Raw genomic sequence first — 25008 nt, forward strand, 5'->3', positions numbered from 1 at the left:
TCGCCATCGCATTCCCGGCCACCATCTGGCTGGCTGACATGCCCGATGCGCCGGAGACGCTGATGCCGGTGTGGCTGGTTTTGTAGTCCGCTTCATTGTGGATATCCGTCCAGCCGAGCGTCCCGGTGTCCAGTCTGTTTTTATCTTCCGTTGCCGTGGAGGCTATCACCGCCCCGTCGAGCTGAGTATGGTTCCCCACGGTGACATCAAACCCGCCTTTACCGGCATATATTCCGCTCTGCTCCTGCACGGAGTCGTAATTACTTTTGATTTTGTCCTGACTCGCACTGACGTACGCGCTGCCGCCCCCGCCGCCAAACGTGAAGCTGCCGCCTGCCGCCACGCTGCTCTGTTTACTCTCAAAACGGTCGCTGTCCTGCAGGCTGGAAATCGTGAGGTTGTTGCCCACATCAGCGGTCACTTTCTCCCCGCTGACCTGAGCACCTGACAGGGTGGTGTCACGCCCGCTGGTGAGGGAGACGTTACGGCCTGCGTCAAGGGTGGTCTCGGTCCAGGTGGTGCCGTTACCCTTCTCACTGCCTTTTGCACCGTTCACGCTGGCAAAAACACTGAGACCACCACCATTTGAACCGCCGCCAAAACTGACGCCCACGCCACCGCCCTTGCTGCTGTTTTTGCCTGTGGTCTGCTGTGTATTGGCGGCCGCACTCAGCAGAATGTCATTCTGCGCGTTCAGGCTGGTGTCATTGCCGGATTTAATCTGGCTGCCCGCAATCAGAATATCGCCGCTGTTGCCGTTGCCCTGATTTTTTCCGGTGGCGGTAATGGACACATTGTTACCGGCGCTGATGCCCGACCCTGACGCCATATCGTGCTGGTATTTCGTTTCGGATTTCGACTGCTGATGATTCAGCGAAATACTGACCCCGATGCCGTTATTCGGGTCCGCGCTCTGCTGCTGTAGCCCATGATTTGCGCCCGCCTGCACGCCGGACAGAATAGCCTGCGTCCCTTTCAGCGCACCGAGGCGGCTGTCGCTGCTTTCTTTCGCCTCCTGTGCGGAAGAAACTGCCGAGTTAATGGCATTTCCCACCGCCCCGGACAGGGCCAGCGTTACCCCGGTGGATTTCTGCTCAAACTTCTCTTTAACCGAACGTTTGTCATGGCCCGGATCGATAATCACGCTGTCGCCGGTGATACTGATATCCCGGCCGGCAACCACATCTGAACCGCTGATACGTGCCTGGTTGCCTGCGGTGATGCTGACATTACTGCCCGTGGAGCCGACCGTGCTGGCGCTCTGGCTCTGGGTGGTGCCGTCCTCGTTCATCTCATGGCGCGATTTAGCGCTGCCGACGGTGATGCCAATCCCGCCGGTGCCCATCAGGCCGGACTTCTTCGTCTCATTCAGACGATACGTGGAGTCGGTGTTGGTCGCCGCCACAATATCAATATTGTTCCCGGCGGACAGCGACACATCGCCGTCGCCCACCACCGCCGAGCCCTGCACCAGCAGGTTATTGCCTGCCGACACGGTGACGTTATCGCCGCTTAACAGCGTGCCCGCTTCACGGGTGGCGCTGTCTTCGTCGATGGTGTGGGTCGTTTTCTTACTGCTGTGGCTGCCTTTGTTTAAATGGGCTATTTAAAATGCAACGTTACATTAATCAGTAATATTTCCTGAAGCGGCCTCTCAGATATTAACTTTGTTCATGCATCCAGTGCTGTAATTTTATTCAGCGAGGTATAATAGACGCAGCAAAGCAACCGAAAGACCGCAACAGGAAAATCGATAAAATAGAAAATTCTGATTCTTAAAGAGCGCGGCATGAAAGTGTTCAAAGCACTTCCATGCCGCTGACCACAAGCAACTATCAAAGAGTTGAATATGGCTGACACCAATCTTAAGCCAGGAACCACTATTGCCAAAACACAATTGAAACTTTTGGCAGGCAATACAGAAAAACACGAGGTAGTACGCAAAAATAACGATCGCAGCTTGCCTGAGAAAGCAGAACCCAAAGTATTAAGGAATATGATAGTCAGCTACGTCAACATCCGTCATTACGACAGCAAAACTAACAGAACTAAACGCTACACCCGCAGCGCCAGCCTGCGCCTGAACGGCACATGGATGGAAGAAGCCGGGTTTACCACAGGCACCAAAATTGATGTCCGCGTGATGCCGGGTTGCCTGGTGATCACTGCTCGCCCAACCGATACACCACTAATACAAGTACTCAACAAAACCACAGAATTACCAGAAGATGAACAACGACGCGTTATGGCATTTCTGCAAGGCGTGATGGCTCGAGTGGAACTTGAAAAACTTTGAGTTTGCGAAAATACTCTCGCCCGGATAGGGCGGGCATTTTTTTATTAAATAAAAAGTTAACTTATTTTTGTAATTATAATGTCATTATTTTTATCAAGAAGTAATGAGTCTGCCAAAGGTAATGTCCTGATCAATTTCTCTATCGTTCCCCTAGGGAATCTATTCTCGATGAAACTATTTTCAAAATCTAAAGTATAGATCAGCCGATCTTCATCACCATCAAACCCCAACCAAAAGTTGCACCCATAGTCATACAACTCAGCAACATTTAATGGTATTAGATTTTCAGGCATTCCTTCCGAAAAATCCATTTTTTCTATCGTTACATTGCCTATATCATCATTGACTTCTTTAAGTCCTATTTCCAAACTCTCTTTCAATGAAGATATTACAATATAGAGATCTATAGTCACTCCTTTACCTGGAATGAGCATGTCATTGATAATAAAATTAAATATTCCACTAGGGGAACATAAAACATCTATTTGTTCCACTTGTATCGCAATTTGATAAGGATTACCGATTATCATTTAATTTTCCACCCTTCTTGCTTACGTAATTGGGCTTTAGTTTTATTATCTAGCTGCATTGGATTATTTGAATCTCCTGTACTTCCAGACCAATGATAAGTTCCAGTATTATCAGGGAAGTAACGGTGGATAGAACCATCAGTCCCAATACTATAACGAGCCTTATTTCCATCAATTGATACTGAGCTTCCAAATAACTCTAATGAATTTTTTGGTTCAATACCAGCATTAGGCCGGAATCCTTGAGCGCCCGGAGTATGCTTAGTATTTGACTCAACCTTTAATCCATTACTGGCAGTTGTCACTTCCGGTATTGGCAATCTTGGGTCATAGCCCTGATTTTCCATGTGATTTGGTAAAACAGGGGCACCTTCAGCATTACCAGTATTGTTCGGTAATTGCGCTACCGACTGGTCCCCACCGGTGTGGTTTGCCCCGGTATCAATCTGACTGTCATTATTACCGGTATGATTCGGACCGATATTAACCTGGCTGTTATTGTTCCCGGTATGATTTGGCCCGATATTTACTTGACCGTCACTATTGCCTGTATGCGAAGGAGCATATTGATCCTGAAGGAAACTCAGGTATTTTTCAGTAACTTCATCATTACCCATCATTTTCAGGGTAATCAGATGATCAAGGTCTTCTGCTGAGATTTTATCCGCTATTTCCTTAGCAACAATCCCGGTGATACCAGCTTTAACGCCAATTTCAAGAACCTGATCAGCGACTTTTGTACGGCAGGGAGCTGCAATCGCACACCCTTCAACCAGAGCCTTGCCCAAGAAATTATTTTCTGCCGCATTCTTACCAGCCTGAGCTGCTGCAGTTGTACCCGCCGAGTTACCGCTAGTCAGATTCCCGGCCAGCCCTGACGCCAGTGTTGCCAGGTTACTAATCAGCTGCTTGTCGCTTTCGCTCAGTTCACTGTTGCTCTTGCCTGGGAACATTTGCTCTTTAATGACTCTGGCAGCCAGCTCACCGCTCAACGCCCCAGCAGCCCCTACTGCGGCGCTGTTCCCCTGCAGCGAAGCCACCACGCCACCCAGTACAGCATGGGCTATCAGTGCTTCATCATCGCTGAGGCCGGAACGGTGCCCGATAATATTCGCCAGTTCCGGGGCCGATGCTCCGGCCAGTACACCTGCCAGGTTGCCTCCACCAGCCAGTGCGGTCAGTGCTCCGGTCACCGCCTGAAGTCCACGCTGCACCATACCGCCTGTACCGTAGTACGACGAAGCGTTGTTGTACGCACGTTTCGCCACGGCAGCATCTGTGACTGGCTTCCCTTCCTTCACCAGCTGCTGACGCGCTTCTTCCAGCGAGGTCGGATCTTTCGCCGCTTTACGTCCGGCCAGATCGCCCTGCGTCCTTGCCACATCGGCAGCCTGAGAACCCACTTCGCCGATCAGCTGACCGGGAGCTGACTTTAATTTCCGTTCACTTCGCCAATATACCAGTTTTCAGTATAATAAACTTCACCTTCATCATTTTCACTTGCAACTAGCACACCTAATTCTGAAAATCCATCTGGTAATTTTAAATTCCACTCTTCCATCAAGCTCCTGTCATTCAACTTTTTAATTTGACCAAAACGACTATGGCCTTCTTGTGTATGCTCTTTAAAATATTCTTCAGTGGTAAATATACATATTTCGCTTGAAAACATATCGGGCAACACAATACAACAAGTTACCCTTACATTTTCTTTATTAACTTTCTTAGCCTGATAAATATCATAAGTTGCATTTATCAGAGCTTGTGCGCAAAAAGATTGTATGGATTTATTTGTTTGCTTTCCTTGGACCAAAGCCAGGTGAACAGGGATTTTCACATTCCAATATCCATAAGAATAATCATCATCTTGAATATCAGGAAAGTAACCTTGATATGATTGTGACCATTTTTCTAATGACCTTAACCGACGAGTAACCCCGCGCAGCTTTTTATTGCTCAATACGAACCTTCGCATTGTCATTTATAATTTCCTTCCCTTAGCTGCCTCAGTCTTAACCCGATTTATAGAACCATCAAGATTTAAAACAGCTTTAAAATTACCTTTACTATCGAAGACCTCAAGATGATTTTTGTGCTGGCCATCCAGATAAAACTGATCACCTTTCTTGATAGTCGTGCCAATATTGTTACTAGCTTTATAGACACTTTGCCCTTGATATATTTGACTGGTTTTTTGAGTAGCGCTTTTTATCTGAGTACCAAAGCCCGGCTGTGTGAGGAATTCTTTCATGTTTCCAACAGCACCTTGATTTGGTTGATACTTAGGCTTTCCGGCTTTACTCACCCCACCCAGTGCACTTAACGCCACGCCTGCAATAATATCGGCCTGAGCCTGATCAAGGCCATATTTCGCCATGATATGTTCTGACACTTTATTGCTGGCAACGATCCCGTCAGCGTCCATCTGGTGCGCCCAGGTCGCGGTCAGATCATAGACCATCTTGATCGGGATATCTTCTCCCAGCGCACGATCAAGCGCCTGTTTCACGTTCATACTGTCGGCCAGCACATCACCGTATTTCTGCTGGCAGGTCGCCGGACTGGTGGCGCAGTCGCTAATAAGTTGCTGCTGTTGTGCGGTACTTAACTCTTCGTACTTTTTGATAATGCCGCCGCAGTCACCGCCGCCAGCCTGACAGGATTTCATTTCAGCCGACCAGGCATCTATCTGCTTGCTACTCAGATAATTATTCTCAACCGACGTTTTACCCGCCTGCGCCCCGGCCACAGCATCAGCGCTGCTGTCACCGACAACGCCGCCCGCAAGACCCGCTGCCAGTGTACCTAACGCGCTGATGGTCTGCTTCTCCGTTTCCGTCAGCTCGCTGACCTTTTTACCCGGATAAAGCTGCTTCATCACCAGCTGCGCCATCAGCTCCCCGCTCACCGCTCCCGCTGCGCCCGCCAGGGCTGAGTTTCCGGCTGCATACGAGGTTACCGCACCCACCACCGCATGGGCCATCGCTTTCGCTTCCTGATTCCCCTCCGTCAGCTTATGGATTTGCTCCGCCAGATACGGCGCTGCCGCGCCGCTGATGGCCTGCGCGATATTGCCCCCCGCCAGACCCTGTATTGCTGCCGTCGCCGCCTGCATTCCCTGCTGGATGGCGCTGCCCGTACCCCATTCCTGTTGCGCCGCTTTGTAACCGTCCGTTTGCGTCAGCGCTTTATTGTAATCCGCCCACGCTTCCTTCGACGCACCTTTTTCCGGTTCCTTTATGCCTTCCTTCGCCAGCTCCGCCTTACCCGCGTTTGTGGCAAGGATTTCTCCCTGCGTCCTGGCTATGTCAGCGGCCTGCGACCCTATCTCCGCTATCAGCTGAATTTCCTGCAGCCGTTTCTGCTCTTTCTCTTTGTCGAAGATCGGGCTGATGCTGTCGTTGGCGTGTTCTGTATCGCGGCTGAGGTCAGCGACATCCTGTTTCTGATTATCCTTGTCACGGATGGTGACAGTGCCATCAGCCACAGCAGCCTGAGTTGTGCCTTCGGCATGGCCTTTATTACCACCGCCTGCCAGCAGGGCATTCGCCGCATTGCTCGCAAACTGCCCGGCGATGCTGCCACCGGTATTAAAGGCACCTCCGACATGTTCAGTTTTAAAATCGGCTTCGTTGTGAATATCACTGAAGCCCAGCGTCCCGGTATCGAGGCTGTTTTTGTCTGCCGTCGCCGTGGAAGCGATAACCGCGCCATCAAGCTGGGTGTGGTTGCCGACGGTGATATCGAAACCGCCATCCCCGGCATAGAGCCCGGTTTGTTCCGCCACCGAGTCGAAGCGGCTTTTCATCTTGTCCTGGCTGACGCTCATATAAGCCGAGCCCGACATGGAGCCGAAGGTGAAGCTACCGCCTCCGGCAACGCTGGTCTGCTTGCTGTCGTAGTCGTTATTATCCTGCTGGCTGCTCATCAGCAGGTCGTGGCCCACATCGGCGACAATTTTATTGCCGTTGACCAGCGCGCCATCAAGTACGGTGTCGTTCCCGCTTTTGATGGTGACGGTTTTGCCGCTGTCTATCGTGGTCTCGGTCCAGTCGGTGCCGTTGCCTTTGTCTTTGCCGTGAGCAGAGTTACCGTTGGCGAAGACGCTGATCCCCCAGCCACCGCTGCCGACGCCAATACCGACCCCGACACCACCACCGCTGCTGCTGTTCTTACCCGTGGTCTGCTGTGTATTGGCTGCACCCGCCAGCAGGATGTCGTTTTTCGCATCCAGCACGGTGTCGCCGCCCGCCTTTAACTGGCTTCCGGCAATCATAATATCGCCACTGTTCGGGCCTTTGTTTTTCCCGGTTGCAGTGATGGAGAGATTGTTGCCCGCATTCAGCGTACTTCCCGTGACTTCATCACTCCGCACATGTTGCTCAGATTTCGACTTTTGCGTGGTGAGAGAAGCGCTGACACCGATAGCGTTAGTGCTCGGGTTTTCAGTATTCCCACTGTCAGCAGCATCCAGAGCAACGGCCTGCCCGGCCTGCATGCCGGAAAGAACTGATTTTGTCGCCTGAAGTGCAGCTAAACGGCCATCACTTTCATTTTTCGCATCCTGCGCTGAGTTTACGGCGTTGTTTATGGCTCCACCCACCGCGCCCGAAAGCGCCAGCGTCAGCCCGCTTTTCTTCTGCTCGAAGGTTTCATCGCGGGTGCGCTTGTCGTGGCCCGGATCGATGATGACGCTGCTGCCGCTGAGGCTCATGTCCTTCCCGGCAATCAGGTCTGCGCCGCCAATGTGCGCCTGGTTCCCGGCAGCGATAACCACGTTACCGCCCGTAGAGCCGACGGTGCTGAAGCTCTGGCTCTGCGTTGTGCCGGCTTCGCGCCGGTCATGTGTGCTCCTGCTGGTGCCGACGGTGATGCCAATCCCGCCGGTCCCCATCAGGCCGGACTTCTTCGTTTCCTTAAAGCGCCAGGACGTGTCCGTATCGGTGGCGGCGGTAACCGAGACATCGTTACCCGCGACAAGCGCCACGTCGCGGTCGGCCACCACGTCCGAACCTTTCACCAGCAGGTTATTGCCCGCATTAACGGTGACGCTGTTCCCGGAAAGCAGGGAACCTTTTTCGCGCGTGCTGCTGTCCTCGCTGATGGTGTGGGTGGTCTTCTTGCTGAGGAAACCGCCGCTTTTTTTCTTCTCTTCTTTGTAGTGATAGTCGCTTTCCGTCGCGGTGGTGAGCGTCACGTCACGCCCGGCGTTCAGTCCAATATCGCCTCCAGCCACAACTTCAGAAGCCTCTGCGGTGACATTCCGTCCTGCAATAATGGTGGTATCCCCGCCGCTGGCGATTTCCGTGCCCTGCTGGCGCACCGATTCCTGAATTTCTGTTTTTTTCTTTGAACGGTAGCTGTAGCCTTCCGATACAGATTCAGCCATCAAGCTGACATCCCGTCCGGCCACAATGGCAGTATTGTTTTCTGAAGCTATTACCGCAGCCTGGCTGCTCACATCACGCCCTGCGGATAACGTCAGGTTATCACCAGCGGTAACAACGGTGCGGGATATTTCGCTGGCATGCGCTTCACCTTCTCCAGAACGATGTTGCTCTGTCGTTCTGACAGCATTAAGGTTGATATCATTTCCGGCTGCGAGCAGGGCATTTCCACCTGCATCCACTCGTCCGGCGGTAATATTCAGGTCATGGTCAGCAGAAAGTGAAATATTCTGTTTTCCCGAGACCTGTCCCTGGTCAAGCCGAATATTATTTCCTGCAATAATTGCAACGTCGTTACCAGTAAACTGACTTCCTCTCACCGTTTCGTTGTCGCTGGTTTTGTGAATGTTCATCGTTTTACGGGAACCACCGCCACTTTTCCCGCTGTAGCGCTGTTTCTCATCCGTCTGGTGTGAGTCCTTCACCGACAACAGATTCACATCCCGGCCAGCGCCTACACTCAGAGTGCCGGACGCTGAAACGCTACCCGCCTGACTGTTAACATCCTGACCGACTTTCAGAATGACATTCCCATTTCCCTGTACCGAGGTGGATACATGCTGAATTGTGGACTGTTTTATATAATTGTTTTGATCGCGAATGAGGCTGTCGCTGACCGAGGTGGTGACAGTATTCAGATTCAGGTCACGCCCGGCGTTCAGCAACGTCTGGCTGTTCTTACCGCTGTTAACCACCTGCGCCCCGCTAAGGCTGATATCCCGCCCGGCAGAAAGTGAAAGTTTACCGTTCTCGCCCTGAACGTATATGCCGCCCGTGCGCTCAATGGTGGTACGTTCAAAGCGGTTATTTCCGGCAATGCTTTGTGCACTGCGGGTGGTGGTGACCACATTAATGTCGCGCCCGGCGCTCGCCAGCACCGAGTTATTCCCGGCAATCACACCGCCGATATTATTGATATCGGTACGCGCCAGCAGGCTGACATCTGCGCCCTGAATAGTTCCCGCTTTATTGGTGATATTCTCCGCGTTGAGCTGCACCACTTCTCGTCCGCTGATAGTGCCGCTGTTCACCAGATCGCTGTTCAGATTCATCACCACATTCTGACCGCCAAGCAGAGCACCGGAACCGTCAATATCGCCCGGCTTCACACGGACATACACCTGCGGCACCAGTACGGTCTGCCAGCGTCCGTCCGCAAGCTGCACCTGCGAATTAACCAGCCACACCATATCCTCCGTCAGCAGGCTCATCTGTTCTGCGGTCAACGCCACGCCGGGGATAAGATTGTACTTTTGCCCGAAAGCGATACCCGCATCCATCAGCGCCTTAAACTGCGTTTCGTCATTACGGTGATCGCCCAGATAACGGGAACCTGTCAGCGCAATAATCTGTTCGCGGATCAGTCGCTGTTCGTAATACCCGTCTCCCAGTCGCTTGTGCATATTGTCATGGCTCATGGAGAAGGCGTTCTGCATATAATCGCTGCCCAGCCACCGTTTGTTGTTGGTGAAACGCGGGTCAGTTTCCACAAGGTAAGCCGCACCGGGTTCAGGATGGGTTTTAAACAGGCTGTTGTCCGGTAACTGTGTATTCGGGCCGGTGATTCGGACCACGGTCTGACTGCTGTTGTTCCCGGAGACGCCTTCACTCACCGGCACTTCAAACTGCTGGCCCGGTTGCAGAACCACCGGCTGGCGCGACGGGAAGTCAGTGCCTGTCACGGTCTGAAGCCCGACACCGATCTCACGTCCATCAATATCTGCGGTAATGCTTCCCGTACCGCTGATGGTCGTACCGGTGCTCTGTTGCACGGCAGAAGCAAGCTGCATCCCGCTGCCGTTAAAGACGCTGTTGCCTTCCAGCCTGCCGGGGCGCAGCGTGATGGACTGGATAACCGTCGGCGGCACATAGTCAGAAGTGCTCTTTTTCTGAGAATCGCTGCCTTTGCTGATTTTGCGGGAATAATGCGTGACCTGGCCTTCATCGGCTATCCAGCGGCTACCTTCCGGCATCACGTTTTCCACCGCATCCGCCGCGATCCCGAGGGTGCCGCCAGCGACGATCTGGCTCTTGTCATTCAGCACATGCCCCGCGCTAATGGACATATGGCCGCCGGAGAGAATTTTCCCCGGATCGCTTTCCTTAATGACTTCCTCTTCAATGGTTCGGATATAGCTGTATTCGTAAAAGTTATCGTTGTTATGCCCGGTATCTTCCGGCGTGTTCAGGTTCAGAAGGTTATCGGCAGAGTTGCGGTCAATAAAGACCCCCTCCGCATCCGCGTCCCAGCGATTTGAAGATCCTTTATGCTGATATTCATGTTTCTGCTCCGTGGAGATATGCACCACTTCGGTGGAGAAATGGTCATTTATGTTGTTGAGTCGCGCCACGGAAAGCGACATATCCCCGGCAGACTCAATGGTCGAGCTGCGGTTGTTCAGCACGCCATTTTGGCCCGTGGCCATACCTTTTGCATCAAGCGCGCCGCCGATCGCCATGTCTCCAGCGCTGTAAATCAGGGCATGATCGCGGTTGTTAATTGTTCCTGCGCCAATATCCACCCGCTCGCGCCCGGCGATTGTCGCGGCCGCGTCGTTTTCGGCAAGGTTACTGAGCGTCCCGGCCTGAATACCGACGAAGTCGCCATAGATGCGCCCGGTACCTGTATTGTTGAGCGTTCCGGCCTTAAGTAGCGTCCAGTTGCCGTCAATCAGGCCGTAGTTAGTTAGCGTGTTCGCCACCGTAAGCCAGGTATGGCCTGCGGCAATTTCACCGGTCGTGCTGTTCAACAGGTTGCCGGAGGTGAGATCCAGCTTCGCCCCTGCCAGCAGCTTGCCATTATTGGTCACAAGGCCCGGGGTGGTGAGGGTAAAGTTGCCGTTGGCCGTCATCTCTCCGGTATTGAAAATATCCTGACGGCTGCTCAGCACCATATCCCCGAGGGACAGTAGCTGGCCATCCCCGCCGATGCGGACGGCCTGAACGGTGACGTGTTCTCCTGCCTTCACTACGCCTGCGGTATTGACCAGATTAAGCGCGCTCCCGTCCAGCAACAGCGTGCCCCCCGCGGCGAGTTCGCCACGGGTATTATCAAGCGTACCGCTGTTCGTGATGGTCAAATTTTGCCCGGTCAGGAGTGTGCCGTTTGTGTTATCCAGCGCTCTGCTGCTGATAACCACGTTCAGCCCCTCAATGCCTTTCTCTGCGACCTGCGTGTCACGGTTGATCAGCGAGGCGGCGTTAAGCGTGGCCGAGGCTCCGCTGCGAATAAGCCCCAGAGTATTATTAATCACGCCCTGAGCCGCATTGACCAGCAGCTTGCCGACGCTCTGTATCTGGCCGTTGCGGTTGTCGAGGCTTGCCAGCGTGAAAGTGGCGGCCTGTTCGCCCACCACACGCCCGCTATTGCTGTTATCGAGCCACGATGCCTTAAGCGTGAAGTCGCTTTTTGCCCCAAGCGTGCCGTTCTGGTTGTTCAGTCCCGCCGTCGCCAGTTGCATGGTCGCCAGGCTGTAAATTGTCCCCTTCCGGTTATCCAGAAGGTGGCCTGTGGTATCAAGAGTGACACCGTTGCCCTGGATCAGCCCCTCCCGATTATCCGTATCGCTGCGGACGGCGAGCTTAAGCTGTCCCAGCGCCACCAGCGTGCCGGCAATATTGCTGAAACGGCTGGTCTCCAGTGCGGCCCGTTGCCCGGCCAGCAGCAGGCCACTATCGTTCAGCAAGGAGCCGGAGGTTATCTGCATGTTCCCCTGACTGGTAACGCCACCGCTTTCTCCGCTGTTGCGGTTGCTGATATGGTCTGCGGTGAGTACAAGATTGTTACCGCTCTGCACCAGTCCGCCGCTATCGTTGTCAAGGCGCTGCCCCCCGATCGTCATATTCCCCAGCGCTGCAATCTGCCCCCGCTGGTTTAAGGTCTGCCCTACTGACAAGCGGGCGTCACCTCCGGCAGCCACCGTTCCCTGCGTGTTATCAAGTTGCGTGGCAGAAATATTCAGATGTTCACCGGAGCTGACCACGCCATCACGGTTATTTAGCGATCCGGCAAGCGCCAGCGCCATATCCAGCGCTGCGCTCAGTGCCCCGCCACGGTTATCGACAGAATGCGCCGTCAGTAAGAGGGATGACTCTGAGGCCAGCACGCCGTCACGATTATCAAGGCCTGCGGTAGTAAGCCGGGTATCACCCCCGGCGATAACGGCACCATGGGTATTATCGAGTTTGCCGCTAGTGATTGTGAGCGCCGTCTGCGCAAAAATGCCGCCGGTTTCGCCACTGTTCCGGCTGGTGAGCGTCTGGCCGTGTGTGTCAATCACCATGTGGCTACCGGACTGAAGTAATCCGGCATCGTTATTCAGTGCACCGCTGCTGATGGTCAGCCCATTTTGTGCCGCGATGGCTCCATCCTGGTTATTAAGTGCCGATGTTCCCAGCAATAACGTGACATTATTTCCGGTGACCAGCCCCTGCCGGGAGTTCAGCCCTCCCGCAGTGACCGTCATATCTCCGGCGGCGGCAATCTGCCCGCCCGCGTTACCCAGTTGTCCGGTACTGGTTAACGCCAACTGACCTTTCTCTGCACTGATAAGTCCGCTATCGTTGCTGAGCTGGCCGGTGGTCACGGTCACATTTTTTGCGGCGGTAAGCACACCTTCCCGGCTGTCGGTCCTGCCGGTGGCGTGAAGCGAAAGACTCCCTGCGTCAGCGGCCAGTATCTGCCCCTGACGGTTATCCAGATGTGTCGTGTTAAGCACAACGTGACCGTTTGCCGCAATCTGTCCGCCACGGTTATCGGTGCTGTGACGCACATCCAGCGCCATCGTACCCTTGCCGCTCTGCACCAGTTGTCCATCACGGTTAGACAAATTGTCCGCCTGAATACTGATACCTTCAGCCAGGGTAGTACTGCCATCCAGCGCCAGGTCCCGCCCTTTAAGCGCAAGCTGGCCGGAAGAAACAATGCTGCCTCTGTCCCCGATAAAGGCGGCGGACGAAATTGTCAATGTACCTTTGCCCGCATGGATAATCTCACCGTCGCGGTTATCCAGCGAGGACGTCTGAAGCGTCAGGTCTCTGGCATTGGTGGCAATGGAACCTTCGCGGTTTTCAATAGCGTCCTGATGGCCAAGCGTCAGCGCCTGCGTCCCGCTCTGAACTACCTGCCCCTGATGGTTCTGAAGACGCTTCGCCGTCAACTGAAGCGTATCGGCTGCAAGCTGACCGCCGCTATTATTGTGCGTACCGGCCGTGGAGGTTTTCAGCGTCTTATCGGCAGTAACCTGCGCCCCGGCAGTGCTTAAATCTTTTCGCTTTGCATCCAGCGTAATGCTTTTCGCCCGCATCCGACTGCCCGACGCGTCCAGCCCCTGACCTGCGGCCTGGAGATTACCGCCCGCAACGGCGAGGCCGTTTATCGCAAGTTTGCCCGACGCGGTAAGCGTCAGATCGCCGCTGCTGCCCGTTTTACCGTCAGGATGCACGCCAGCGGCCAGCGTTCCCGCGGTGGTGCTGGTTATCCGTTCGCCGGAAACCGTCACATTGTGACGTGCCGCGATACTTCCACTGTTATCAACTGTCGTAGAAGCAGCGACCCGGGCGTCCGCCGAAGACCAGAAAGAGCCGCTGTTACGGACATCGCCGGAGGAAGTCACGGTCAGCGTCTTCTGGCTGAGCATATTGCCGCTGTTGGTGATGCCGCTGGCCGAACCGATCTGCAGCGCGTCCCGGCTACTGAGCTCCCCGGTGTTCTCAATGCGTCCATCTGCGGTGATGGTAACCAGGCCCGCTTCAGAGCCGATATGTCCGGCATTACGCACCCCAACGCCGCGTTCGGTCCCCCTGAGACGGATTTTGCCGGCATACATCCCGCCAACCTGTGAGACATCCAGCGCCAACTGCGGCTTTGTACTGCCGTTATCCGCAAGGATGGCGGTCTGTTCATGAGCCGCATCCACCTTGTTACGTCCGGTGGTGACCTGAAGATCGTTGGCATGAATGGCCGCGTTCACTTTCACCGCGCGGGCAATAATATCGGTATGATCCTGGCGCGTGGAGTCCAGCCCTTTACCATCGACCACAATATCGCCGCGATCAACGAGATAGCCGGTGATATTGCCATTTTGCAACTGTGCTGAGCCGGTGGTCAGCGTGGCGCGACCGGCGTTAATAAAGCCGCAGCCGTTGCAGGTGATACCTGAGGGGCTTGCGATCACCACCTGGGCTTTTTGCCCTGCGACCTCAATATAGCCGTTCAATTTGCTCGGATCGCGAGCATTGACTTCGTTAAGAACGATCTTCGCTTCGCCTTTCGCCAGCCACGGGTTGCCCGTTACCATGCCGCCGAGTTGTGTAGCGGTATTTTTACGCGAGTTGTTGAGGATCGCTCCTTTCCGATCGACGTCGAACTGGCTGAAGGTGTTACGTGATACGCCACCGGCAGAGGGTGTCTGGATATTGACCTGTGGTGTACCGTTGGCGGTGCCAATAATGGTCGGCTGCTGATTACCGGGCGCAGATTTGTCCGCCACAATAGCCGCCTGTACCGTCTGTATAGCGCCGATAGCCAGCCACAGGCTCAGGCTGACGGCGCTGACTTTACCGACCAGACGGGAACGGGTGTGGCCGATACCGGATGCAGGAGAATGCGCTGAACAGGAGCGAGCTATCTCGGCGACGACCATCAGCATGCCGCGCGCCTTGTTGAAAATAATACGGTATAAAAGCCTGTTCATGGGCCTTGCTCCCTTTTGTTATTCGTTTTTCCATTATTTGTGTGTAGCTGTGGGACGTTTATCCGTCAGCAGTGAAGCAACTTGCTCTGCGGAGGATTCAGCGCCTTCCACGCCCGGAATTTATCCCGTGTGACGTGCTTGCCCCGAAAGGTTTTGATGCTGGGCCGTATCGCTTCTCCCCGGTGCCAGAGAAAACGGGCGCAATAGTCGGGCAGTATGTCGTCCCGCAGCAGGCGACTCATTGCACGGGTATGGCCAAAGGGCGCAATGAAATCCCGGAACCACACTCGGTCTCCGCTGCACCAGTCTTCATCCTTTATCATGACCGTCGATTCGGTGAGATAGCGTGTCTCTGTTTCCATGTTCAGCCACATCCAACTGAGAAAGAACACCGGACGTTCCTCCTCCGTAACCAGTACATACTGCTGGCGCTTGACGATCGGCAACAATACCGTGGGCAGGACATGTAACGGCGCATCCCGGTGCATGGCGGAATGCATCCATAACCAGACCGAGGCCCCAAGCACTTCCGCTTCTGAAACCTGCCCGCCAAGGATCAGCGGTGCCTGTATCTTAAAATTGCCTTGCCGCATACTCAGAAATCCATATTTAAACTGAAGCCAAAGGTGACCGGGCTCGTTTTAAACCCGTCCGGGCGGGAAAAAGGGACGCCAGCAAACAGGTCGTAGCCGATGTTGCGGACATGGCCGCGCAACCCAGCGGCGCCACCGGCAAGATGGTTACCCGCCAGGTATTCCGTACCTTTACCCCCTACTTCGCCGTAATCCGCTGCCAGATAAAACTCCGTCCCTGATAAGGGCGTCTGCCATGACAGGTCGTTGCGTACAGACCAGCCCCGGTCCGCGTTCAGAGTGCGTTCACCGTCAAAGCCGCGGACGGTCCAGCGGCCCCCGATGGAAAACTGATCCTGAGAAGTAAGCGGTGTATTACTGATTTGACGCTGCCATGCCACGTCATAGCGGAAGATTTGTCCAGCGAGGTCAAAAGGCAGATTCAGGCGGGCATCGGTACGCAGAATGCGGCCAAGCGCCGTGGCTTCATCAAACCGCTCTTCGGGGGCTGGCTGTGCTCCAAACCAGCGGGTGCCGCGCTGGTAGCTGACACCTATATCCAGCGTGGCTGGCCCGACATAATGGCGATGCTGAAGCCCTGCTTTCCATGAAGAGACGTGACGACGCTGCACTTCCACTTCGGTATCGTTGATATAATTGCGGGTGGTGCGGGTCTGAACGTCAAAAGACGCCGTGGTTTTTTGCGAACTGCTGCGGTGTAATACTTTGCTCAGTTGCGCGGTGAGACTCTGGCTTTTACCGCTGTAGCGGTAATCTTCAAAGTAGCCAGCGACGGTCTGATGGTAGTGATAGTCGCTGCCGGTCAGGGAGAACGTCCACCAGCCAATAGGTACAGACCAATGGGCGCTGAGGTTCTGATTGCCTTTTTCGCGTCCGGTCTGCAAATCATGGCTAACAGAGAACCAAAACAGGTCGCTCAGCGCCAGCGGGTTATCCAACGATAGCGTCATCCCGCCCTGATAACGTCCAGTGGATGTAGTGCCGGAGTCGTCAAGCGACACTCCCAGCCGCCAGAACTTGCTCTGCTGACGCGTAATAATGATATCGCTCTCACCGGGTTGTTCTGCCGGGACAATTTCCATCTCGGCCTGCACCGTCGGCAAACGCTGTAGGTTCTCCAGTCCTTGTTCGATATCGCGTAAATCCAATAGCTCTCCGGCATGCGCCGGAAATGCGCTGTACAGCCAGAACCAGCGGCTGCTGTCCGGCGTCAGTTGTACATTACGAATTTTACCGGGAACCACGGTAAGTTGCAGATGGCCGCTTTTCAGATCCTGCGCGGGAGCCAGCACTCTGGATGTCGTCCAGCCATGCGAGATCATCCTGTTCTGGAGCGTGCTCATCAGCAGGTTAAGCCCCTGCGTTCCCAGACATTTCCCGACGGCCTGGTTAGCAAGACGTTGTAACGGCAGCCAGCGCGGCAATTCACCATGACCTTCCAGCGCCACATCGTGAATAGTGAAACAGGGAGCTTCAGATGGAAAGGTAATCTGCCCGGACGTACTGACGGGGAGAGATAAACGAATATCAGCGGCGGGCGGCGTCAACTGCTCTTCCAGAGCCTGCTGGCGCTGTTGCTGAAGAATAAACGGCTCATCGCCGGAAAGCGCATCAACATTATTCGAGACGCAGAAAAGCGAGATACCAGAACAGACAGAAAGCAGAAGGCGCTTATCTCTTAACGACAGAGGCCAGAATTCCATTTCGATACAACCAATTAAAGGAGAAAAATACTTTTGATGAATAACATTCGAAAAAATAATATACGGGATGACTTCTATTTTCTCCTATTTATAAAGGTGAAGAAACTTCTGAAAATAAGACATGCCGTCTAAACAAAGAGGGATGGTTCGACAGGCGACGTCAGCGCACACAGGCAACCTTGTCTGTACGATTGAATTTTTTATTATCTGTTGAAGGAATCAACTTAAATCTTCGTGGTGTTTTTACCACTGCTTAAAAAAGTTAATTTTATTAAAGTTACCGTCTTTTTTAATACCACCAACTTAATTTTTAACTTAATTCCCTGGCGATTTATTGGGTTAATTTGTTGATAAAAAGTATTACTTTAATTGAGGCGGGCATAAGCCCGCCTGAAACTGATGACAAACCTCCCGACATCACAAAACTAAAGGGGGCCATCATTTAAAAAACAAGGAAAATCAGTTGATTGATTTTCGGCAGATCGGCCACAAAGAAGGAAAAACCACGTTTTCTCCTTCTTTGTCAGCGACTTGAGGCGGGCATAAGCCCGCCTGTTAAATCTACCCAATCTCACCCAGCAGGTTGCCGGCGTCATATGTGTTACCTGTTTCGGCCTGGCGTTTAAGCTTTCCGCTGCGGTGCGCCACCACCTGCACTTCCATTTTCATCGCCTCCATTACGGCTATCACATCGCCCTGCTGAACAGCTTTGCCCTCTTGCGCCAGCCAGCTATGCAGCACGCCGGAGATCGGCGCTTCTATCGCGGCTTCATTAGCGGGTTCGCTGGTTGTTGTCACAGTTTTATGCGGCTCAGATAACGCAAGTCCGCTAAACAGACGGGCCGGAAGGCCAAGCTGCACGCGGCGTCCATCCAGTTCAATCCAGCTCCGGCTTAAGGCTTCATCCGGCTTCGCCACCTGGCGAGGCGCGAATTCAATGCGTCCGGCGAAGTCCGTTTCAATCCAGCGAGTATGAATGGCGAACTCTTCTGTGAAATCGGCATCGTCCATAACGGCCCGGTGGAAAGGAAGCACTGACGCCACGCCGTCGATTTCAAATTCACGCAGGGCGCGGCGAGCACGGGCAATGGCCTGTTCGCGCGTGCTGCCAGTAACAATCAGTTTCGCCATCAGCGAGTCATAGCTGCCGGGAACGGTTGAGCCGGCATCAACGCCGCTGTCCAGGCGAATGCCGGGACCGCCCGGAGCGCGAAAGACCGTGATGTTGCCGGGCGTAGGCAGATAGCCTTTAGCGGCATCTTCGGCGTTAATGCGGAATTCAAAAGAGTGGCCGCGTGGAACCGGCGTTTCCTTAATGCTTAGCGGCAAACCTTCAGCAATACGTAATTGTTCCACCACAATATCAAGTCCGGTCGTCTCTTCGGTAACTGGATGTTCCACCTGCAGACGAGTATTCACCTCAAGGAACGACAGCGTGCCGTCGCGACTCAGTAAAAACTCCACTGTTCCCGCGCCGACATAGCCCGCATGAGCGCAGATATCACGCGCCGCCGTGTGGATTTTTTCGCGCTGGGATTCGGTAATAAACGGAGCCGGAGCTTCTTCCACCAGCTTCTGGTTGCGGCGTTGAAGAGAACAATCGCGCGTGCCAAGGACCACCACGTTGCCGTGTCTATCGGCGATTATCTGCGCTTCTATATGACGCGGGCGGTCGAGATATTGCTCCACGTAGCATTCAGCGCGGCCAAATGCGCTCAGCGCCTCGCGCGTAGCGGAGTGATAAAGCTCCTCCACTTCCTCTATTTTCCAGGCCACTTTCAGTCCGCGACCGCCGCCGCCGAAGGCGGCTTTAATGGCTACCGGCAAACCGTGCGTGACGGCAAAATCCAGCACTTCTCCGGCACTGTTAACCGGGTCGGCCGTACCTTTTACCAGCGGCGCGCCAACCTCCATAGCGATTTTACGCGCCTGTACTTTGTCGCCTAGCTTTTCAATAGTCTCCGGCTGCGGCCCAATCCAGGTAAGCCCCGCGGCCTGCACCGCACGGGCGAACTCTGCGCGTTCAGACAAAAAACCATAGCCGGGATGCACCATTGTTGCGCCGCTGCGACGGGCAATCTCCATCAGCGCATTGATATTTAAATAGGTTTCCGTAGAGCTTACGCCAGGCAGCGCCCAGGCTTCGTCGGCCATACGCACGTGCAGCGCGTCAGCATCCGGGTCAGCGTACACCGCCACGGCCTGCGCGCCGTAATCCCTGCAGGCGCGAATAATACGAACGGCAATCTCGCCACGGTTGGCAATCAGGACTTTATGCTGCGCGGTGGTCACTGGCTGTACTCCCTGTTAATTCCACAAAAGATTGGATGACGTTAAAGCGAATAGAGGCGCCCGGCGGGATTTGCCCGGCCAAAGCAAGATGATATTCAGCAACCGCGGCAATAACCGGATAACCGCCGGTTAAGGGATGATCGTGCAGAAACAGCACCGGTTGACCGCTTGCTGGAACCTGAATCGATCCGCTGCAGGTGCCTTCGCTCGGCAACTCCTGATGCTGGCAGCGCGCCAGCGGTTGTTCTGCGCAAAGGCGCAGGCCGATGCGGTTGGACTGCGGCGTTACCTGCCAGGCCTGGGTAGTCAGTTGTTCCACGGCTTTTGCGCTAAACCAGTCTGTGCGAGGCCCAAGAATGATATCCAGCGTTACTGTTTCACCCGCTGCGGGAAGCCCGACAACGGGTAATTCATCAAGCAACACGGCGTTGCAGCGCTGATGCGCGCCGGTCAGCAAAATGTCGCCGGCACAAAGAGGTTCCGGGCCGACCTGCGCCAGGCTGTCGCGCGCGGCGCTGCCAAGGCTTTGCTGCACCACAAACCCGCTTCGCACCGCCAGATAGCTTCGTAAACCTCGCGTCGGCGTGCCGAGGTGTATTTCATCCCCGGCAGCTAAATTCAGCGGGCGATAGCTTTCCACTGCGTAGCATTCGCCTTCAGAAGTGCGTAGAGCGACAGGGCACGGCGCGCCGGTAACGCTAATCACCACGTCGCCGTTAGCCCGGGCGCGAAAACCTCCCAGGGTTTCCAGACACGGCGAGTTAACGGGATTGCCGACGATACGGTTCGCGGCGTGCAAGGCGATTTTGTCCATCGCGCCTGATTCTGACAGGCCCATCGCCGCTTTCCCGACTCGTCCATCATCCTGCCATAGCGTTTGCAGGCCGGTGGCAAGCACGCTCAGCGTGGCGCCTTCTGTAGCCGACTGTGCTTGTGGGCAGGGACGGGAAGGCAGCGAGATTGTCTTCGCCCCGGCCGCGCCGTCCACAAACCGCACCTGAGCGCCCGGCAGCAACAGCGCAGGCTGCTCGCGGGCCATGTCCCACATTTGCAGTTCGGTCTGACCGATAAGCTGCCAGCCGCCGGGGCTGGCCTGCGGATAAATGCCGCTGAACTCTCCGGCAAGCGCTACAGAACCTGCCGGGATACGGGTGCGCGGCGTGCTGCGGCGTGGGATCCGCCAGCCTCCGTTGTCAGAAACCATATAGGCAAAACCAGGCGCAAAACCGGTGAATGCCACGTTCCACGTTGATTCCTGATGACGGCGAATCACTTCCTGAACGCCGATCCCCATTAATTCTGCGACGGCGGAAAGATCTTCGCCGTTGTAATGTACCGGGATCGTCACCTGTTGCCCGCTGCGTTGACCTCGCTGCGTCAAAGGGCGACGGGCAATCTGTTCGGCGAGCTTAGCCACGCTGGTTTGCGTGGGCTGAAAGCGAATAAGCAGCGTGCGCGCTGCCGGAATGATTTCTTCTATTCCCTGTGCCGGCGAGCGACTAAGCGAATCAAAAAGCGCCAGCGTGTCGTCCAGTGAACCCAGCTCCACCAGGAAGCTGCTTAGATTTACGGCTAAAAATCTCACCTCACGCCCCCTGCCAGGCGGCATCCGGCACATCAGTAATAAACATATGGCCCGGCGCATGGCTGATGGCGAAAGGCACGCCGGATTTCATTATCGCCGCCTGCGGAGTAACGCCGCACGCCCAGAAAACCGGGATTTCGCCCGGCTCAATGCGTACCGGGTCCCCAAAGTCAGGACGTGAAATATCGCTGATGCCCAACAGATGCGGTTCGCCAACGTGAACCGGCGCGCCGTGCACTGCCGGAAAACGTCCGCTAATTATCACCGCATCCGCCACTTTATCTGCCGGGATCGGACGCATCGACACGACCAGCTCCCCCTCCAGGCGACCTGCCGGGCGACAGAGACGGTTGGTTTTATACATCGGCACGTTGCAGCCATCGGTAATGTGGCGCACGTCAATGCCTGCTTCACGCAGCGGCGTTTCAAAAGTAAAGCTACAGCCGATTAAAAAAGTGACCAGATCGGGATGCTGCTGCCAGAGCGCGCGGGCATCGGTAATTTCATCTACCAACTCGCCACGCTCCCAGACACGATAGCGAGGAATATCGGTACGCAAATCCGCCCCTTCCGCCAGCACGGTTTCATGCCCGCCGGCTTCGATAACATCCAGTACCGGACAGCTTTGCGGATTGCGTTGCGCATAGAGAAGAAAATCGAAAGCCCACTCGCGCGGCAGACAAATCATATTCGCCTGGGTCATGCCCGGCGCCATTCCGGCGGTCGGTTTATCAAAACCGTTACGAATAGCAAGACGTGCCTCGCGTACGGCGGCAATCGCCTGCTGACTGGCTTTCATTAAGTTAGTCATCGCTGCTCCTTACGGCTGAGAAATAAACGAACGGATGGCAATGCCCTGAGCTTCGAGCAGCGTACGAATCTGGCTCGCCATGGCGATGGCGCCGGGGCTGTCGCCGTGTACGCAAATAGATTCCGCCTGAATCGGGGTGAATTTTCCTTCGACAGATTTCAAGCCGCCGTCGGTAATCAGTTGCAGCATGCGTTCCGCCACCTGCTGCGCATCATGCAGTACAGAGCCAGCTTCACGGCGGGAAACCAGAGTTCCGTCAGCGTGATAGGCGCGGTCGGCGAAGGCTTCAGCAATGGTTTTCAGCCCTTTTTGCTGCGCAAGCGCCAGCACCGGCGATCCCGCCAACCCTACCAGCGGCAGTTGCGGATCGACCGCCAGAATGCCGTCGATCACTGCTAATGCCTGACGTTCGTTATAAGCAATGGTGTTATAGAGCGCGCCATGAGGCTTCACGTAGCGCACCTGAGTCCCCGCCGCACGGGCCAACCCTTGCAGCGCGCCAATCTGGTAAATCACATCGGCGGTCAGTTCATCGCTGGCGATGTCCATATTGCGGCGGCCAAACCCCACCAGATCCGGATAAGCGACATGCGCGCCCACCGTCACGCCCTGATTTTTTGCCGCTTTCAGGGTTTCCAGGATGCCCGCCGGAGAACCTGCGTGAAATCCGCAGGCCACGTTGGCGCTGCTGACCAGTTTTAGGATCGCGGCGTCGTCGCCCATCGTCCATTGCCCGAAGCTTTCGCCCAAATCGCTATTGAGATCGATCGTTTTTAGCATGTGTTTTTCCTCAGACAATCTTCAGGAAATTGAAAATCGCGCCAACGGAGAGCGCCCCCATGTACCAGGTCAGCGCGCAGGTGATAAGCCCCGTCCACAGCAGCCAGCGTGGATAAGAGTAACCTGACATCAGATCAGCGCGTTTCCAGCCCACGTAGACAAAAATCGTCAGGCCGATAGGTAAAATCAAGCCGTTGAAACCACCTGCGAATACCAACAGCGCCGCAGGCGCAGTGCCAAGCAGCAGGTAAACAACCAGGGAGACGGCAATAAACAGTACGGTTGCAATGTTGCGCTGGCGTTCTGTCATTTTCTGGTTAAATACCGTCATAAAGCTGACGGAGGTGTAGGCCGCGCCAATTACGCTGGTGAGCGCAGCAGCCCAGAAGATGAAGCCGAAGATCCGCACGCCGTAATTGCCCACCGCATGCTGAAATGCCTGCGAGGCGGGGTTAGCCACCTGGCTGGAAATATCCAGCGTCACCCCGCTTGCCACCACGCCCAGCACCGCCAGGAAAAGCACATAGCGCATCAACCCTACCACCAGGATACCTTTGGTGGCCGCGGATGAAACGGCAGCAATATTCTCAACGCCGGTCATGCCCTTATCCAGCAGACGGTGCGCGCCAGCGTAGGAGATGTAACCACCCACGGTGCCGCCGACAATGGTGGTGATCATGGCAAAGTTCATGCTGTCCGGGAAAACGCTCTGGCGCAGCGCCTCGCCCACCGGCGGCTGGGAAACAAAGGCTACGTATAAAGTCAGACCAATCATTACCAGCCCAAGGATGATAATAAGGCGGTCAATGGCGGTACTTGCCCGGCGCGAAGAGAAGATGTAAATCGCCAGCATTGCGCTGATCAACCCGCCCCACTTCGGGGAAAGGCCGAGCATGGCGTTTAAGCCCAGGCCAGCCCCGGCAATATTGCCGACGTTGAACACCAGGCCGCCAAAAATCACCAGCACCGCCAGCAGATAACCGCTGCCGGGCAGCGCTTCGTTAGCCACATCGGATGCGCGCATCCGCGTAACCGTAACCACGCGCCAGATATTTTGCTGCACCACAAAGTCGATAATTATCGAGGCCAGGATACCAAAGGCAAAGGCTGCGCCCATGGTGGCGGTGAAGGTTGCCGTCTGGGTAATAAAGCCCGGCCCGATGGCCGAGGTCGCCATCAGGAATATTGCCGCCATCAGCGACGAGCGTCGCTTCTGAATAAAGGATTTTTTTTCGGTTTCTTGCGCAGCCATCTGACTCACTCCGTTTTTAGAATTATGACCTTTTCTGTTAAGCAATAAGCGGACCATCATTGGAACAAAGCGTTAACATTGTTAATCAAATATGAATATATTGTTGAACAATAAGCTAGTGACTGTTGATTAAACACACAAACAGAATCGAGTATCGGATGATAAAAAACCGACGGCGATCACTTTTTGGCATTTTTCGCAGGCAAACAAGCGATAAAAAGCACCAGTAAAGCGCATAAAAATGCACGAACGCACCAATTAAGTGCATAAATTGAAAATATCCCCGCTATGTCAACGCCTTGCCGCTGTCTGGTTAATATGTGAAGATTGCCGCTCAACGGGCCACTGCGCAGAAAACCATGAAAAAAGATGTGCCCGCTCAAATGCTGAGCGAGAAAATCGCCGAAACTATTCGGCAGAAAATTATCATCGGCGAGCTGGCGCCCGGCACTCGTTTATCGGAGGCTTCGCTCAGCGAACAGTTGGATATTTCGCGCAACACGCTGCGCGAGGTGTTCCGTATGCTCACTCAGGAAGGCCTGTTGCGTTACGAACCAAACCGTGGGGTTTATGTGGCGGTGCCGGATATGGCGGCGATTCTGGATATCTACCGCATTCGTCGTCTGATTGAGTGTGACGCCCTGACTCATGCCTATCCGCTGCACCCGGCAGTGGCGAAAATGGAAGCGGCGGTGACAGAAGCGCGGGAGTATCGCCAGTCCAGCGACTGGCGCCGTGTAGGAACGGCGAACATGAAGTTCCATACGGCGATTGTTGAACTTGCCGACAGCGAGCGCCTGACCCGCCTGTATCGCAATATCTCCGCCGAGCTGCGGCTGGCGTTCGGCCATCTTAACGATCCAGAAATGCTTTACGCGCCTTATATAGAGAAGAACGCGCATATTCTGGCGCTGCTCAATGACGGCCAGAATGAAAAAGCCGCTCAGACCCTGGCGGAATATCTCGAACTATCCGAACGCACGGTGCTGGCGGCCTGGGCCAGGCATAAACAATCGGCCTGAGC

At 54.7% G+C, this 25008-nt stretch carries 13 protein-coding genes and 1 pseudogene; 2 read left to right on the forward strand and 12 right to left on the reverse strand.

What is annotated here, in order from left to right:
• A pseudogene (locus MUA00_RS06060) lies at positions 1-1582 on the reverse strand (hemagglutinin repeat-containing protein); the annotation flags it as partial.
• Positions 1583-1849: 267 nt separating this feature from the next.
• Here MUA00_RS06060 and MUA00_RS06065 point away from each other — a divergent pair.
• A complete protein-coding gene (locus MUA00_RS06065; RefSeq protein WP_271122374.1) occupies positions 1850-2296 on the forward strand; it encodes a SymE family type I addiction module toxin in 447 nt (148 codons plus the stop codon).
• 56 nt (positions 2297-2352) lie between these two features.
• On the opposite strand, the gene MUA00_RS06070 is transcribed toward MUA00_RS06065, so the two are convergent.
• The 11 genes from MUA00_RS06070 to MUA00_RS06120 form a co-directional block, all read right to left on the reverse strand.
• Positions 2353-2826 (reverse strand): Imm42 family immunity protein, encoded by a 474-nt coding sequence (locus tag MUA00_RS06070; protein ID WP_271122373.1) that lies wholly within the window; start codon positions 2824-2826, stop codon positions 2353-2355.
• Entirely contained in the window at positions 2823-4208 is a 1386-nt protein-coding gene (locus MUA00_RS06075) for a VENN motif pre-toxin domain-containing protein (protein ID WP_271122372.1), read from the reverse strand. Before MUA00_RS06075 ends, MUA00_RS06070 begins: the two co-directional genes overlap by 4 nt.
• Positions 4209-4258: 50 nt before the next feature.
• On the reverse strand, positions 4259-4786 hold the full coding sequence (locus tag MUA00_RS06080; RefSeq protein WP_271122371.1) for a DUF3916 domain-containing protein: 528 nt from the start codon (positions 4784-4786) through the stop codon (positions 4259-4261).
• Positions 4787-4807: 21 nt separating this feature from the next.
• A complete protein-coding gene (locus tag MUA00_RS06085; RefSeq protein WP_271122370.1) occupies positions 4808-14968 on the reverse strand; it encodes a hemagglutinin repeat-containing protein in 10161 nt (3386 codons plus the stop codon).
• Between the two features lie 65 nt (positions 14969-15033).
• Entirely contained in the window at positions 15034-15561 is a 528-nt protein-coding gene (locus tag MUA00_RS06090) for a toxin-activating lysine-acyltransferase (RefSeq protein ID WP_271122369.1), read from the reverse strand.
• 2 nt (positions 15562-15563) lie between these two features.
• A complete protein-coding gene (locus MUA00_RS06095; RefSeq protein ID WP_271122368.1) occupies positions 15564-17264 on the reverse strand; it encodes a ShlB/FhaC/HecB family hemolysin secretion/activation protein in 1701 nt (566 codons plus the stop codon).
• A gap of 561 nt (positions 17265-17825) precedes the next feature.
• Positions 17826-19556: an acetyl/propionyl/methylcrotonyl-CoA carboxylase subunit alpha gene (locus MUA00_RS06100; protein WP_271122367.1), complete on the reverse strand. Its 1731-nt coding sequence runs from the start codon at positions 19554-19556 to the stop codon at positions 17826-17828.
• Positions 19537-21141 carry a 5-oxoprolinase subunit B/C family protein gene (locus MUA00_RS06105; protein WP_271122366.1) on the reverse strand — a complete coding sequence of 535 codons (1605 nt, stop codon included), beginning with the start codon at positions 21139-21141 and terminating at the stop codon, positions 19537-19539. Before MUA00_RS06105 ends, MUA00_RS06100 begins: the two co-directional genes overlap by 20 nt.
• A 1-nt stretch (position 21142) precedes the next feature.
• Entirely contained in the window at positions 21143-21952 is an 810-nt protein-coding gene (locus MUA00_RS06110) for a putative hydro-lyase (RefSeq protein ID WP_271122365.1), read from the reverse strand.
• Between the two features lie 9 nt (positions 21953-21961).
• Positions 21962-22732 carry a LamB/YcsF family protein gene (locus tag MUA00_RS06115; protein ID WP_271122364.1) on the reverse strand — a complete coding sequence of 257 codons (771 nt, stop codon included), beginning with the start codon at positions 22730-22732 and terminating at the stop codon, positions 21962-21964.
• 10 nt (positions 22733-22742) lie between these two features.
• Positions 22743-23984, reverse strand: a complete 1242-nt coding sequence (locus tag MUA00_RS06120; protein WP_271122363.1) for an NRAMP family divalent metal transporter — start codon at positions 23982-23984, stop codon at positions 22743-22745.
• A 359-nt stretch (positions 23985-24343) separates the two neighbouring features.
• Here MUA00_RS06120 and MUA00_RS06125 point away from each other — a divergent pair, with 359 nt between their 5' ends.
• Entirely contained in the window at positions 24344-25006 is a 663-nt protein-coding gene (locus MUA00_RS06125) for a GntR family transcriptional regulator (RefSeq protein ID WP_271122362.1), read from the forward strand.
• Positions 25007-25008: the final 2 nt, after the last annotated feature.

Origin of the sequence: Dryocola boscaweniae, assembly GCF_025215095.1 — a bacterium.
In the GTDB taxonomy this organism is placed as follows: Bacteria; Pseudomonadota; Gammaproteobacteria; order Enterobacterales; family Enterobacteriaceae; genus Dryocola; species Dryocola boscaweniae.

Excerpts from the sequence above, each read along its gene's own strand:
- MUA00_RS06085 (WP_271122370.1), bottom strand. The coding sequence starts at position 14,968 with ATGAACAGGCTTTTATACCGTATTATTTTCAACAAGGCGCGCGGCATG.
- MUA00_RS06065 (WP_271122374.1), top strand. The coding sequence starts at position 1,850 with ATGGCTGACACCAATCTTAAGCCAGGAACCACTATTGCCAAAACACAA.
- MUA00_RS06115 (WP_271122364.1), bottom strand. The coding sequence starts at position 22,732 with ATGCTAAAAACGATCGATCTCAATAGCGATTTGGGCGAAAGCTTCGGG.
- MUA00_RS06095 (WP_271122368.1), bottom strand. The coding sequence starts at position 17,264 with ATGGAATTCTGGCCTCTGTCGTTAAGAGATAAGCGCCTTCTGCTTTCT.
- MUA00_RS06125 (WP_271122362.1), top strand. The coding sequence starts at position 24,344 with ATGAAAAAAGATGTGCCCGCTCAAATGCTGAGCGAGAAAATCGCCGAA.
- MUA00_RS06090 (WP_271122369.1), bottom strand. The coding sequence starts at position 15,561 with ATGCGGCAAGGCAATTTTAAGATACAGGCACCGCTGATCCTTGGCGGG.
- MUA00_RS06070 (WP_271122373.1), bottom strand. The coding sequence starts at position 2,826 with ATGATAATCGGTAATCCTTATCAAATTGCGATACAAGTGGAACAAATA.
- MUA00_RS06120 (WP_271122363.1), bottom strand. The coding sequence starts at position 23,984 with ATGGCTGCGCAAGAAACCGAAAAAAAATCCTTTATTCAGAAGCGACGC.
- MUA00_RS06110 (WP_271122365.1), bottom strand. The coding sequence starts at position 21,952 with ATGACTAACTTAATGAAAGCCAGTCAGCAGGCGATTGCCGCCGTACGC.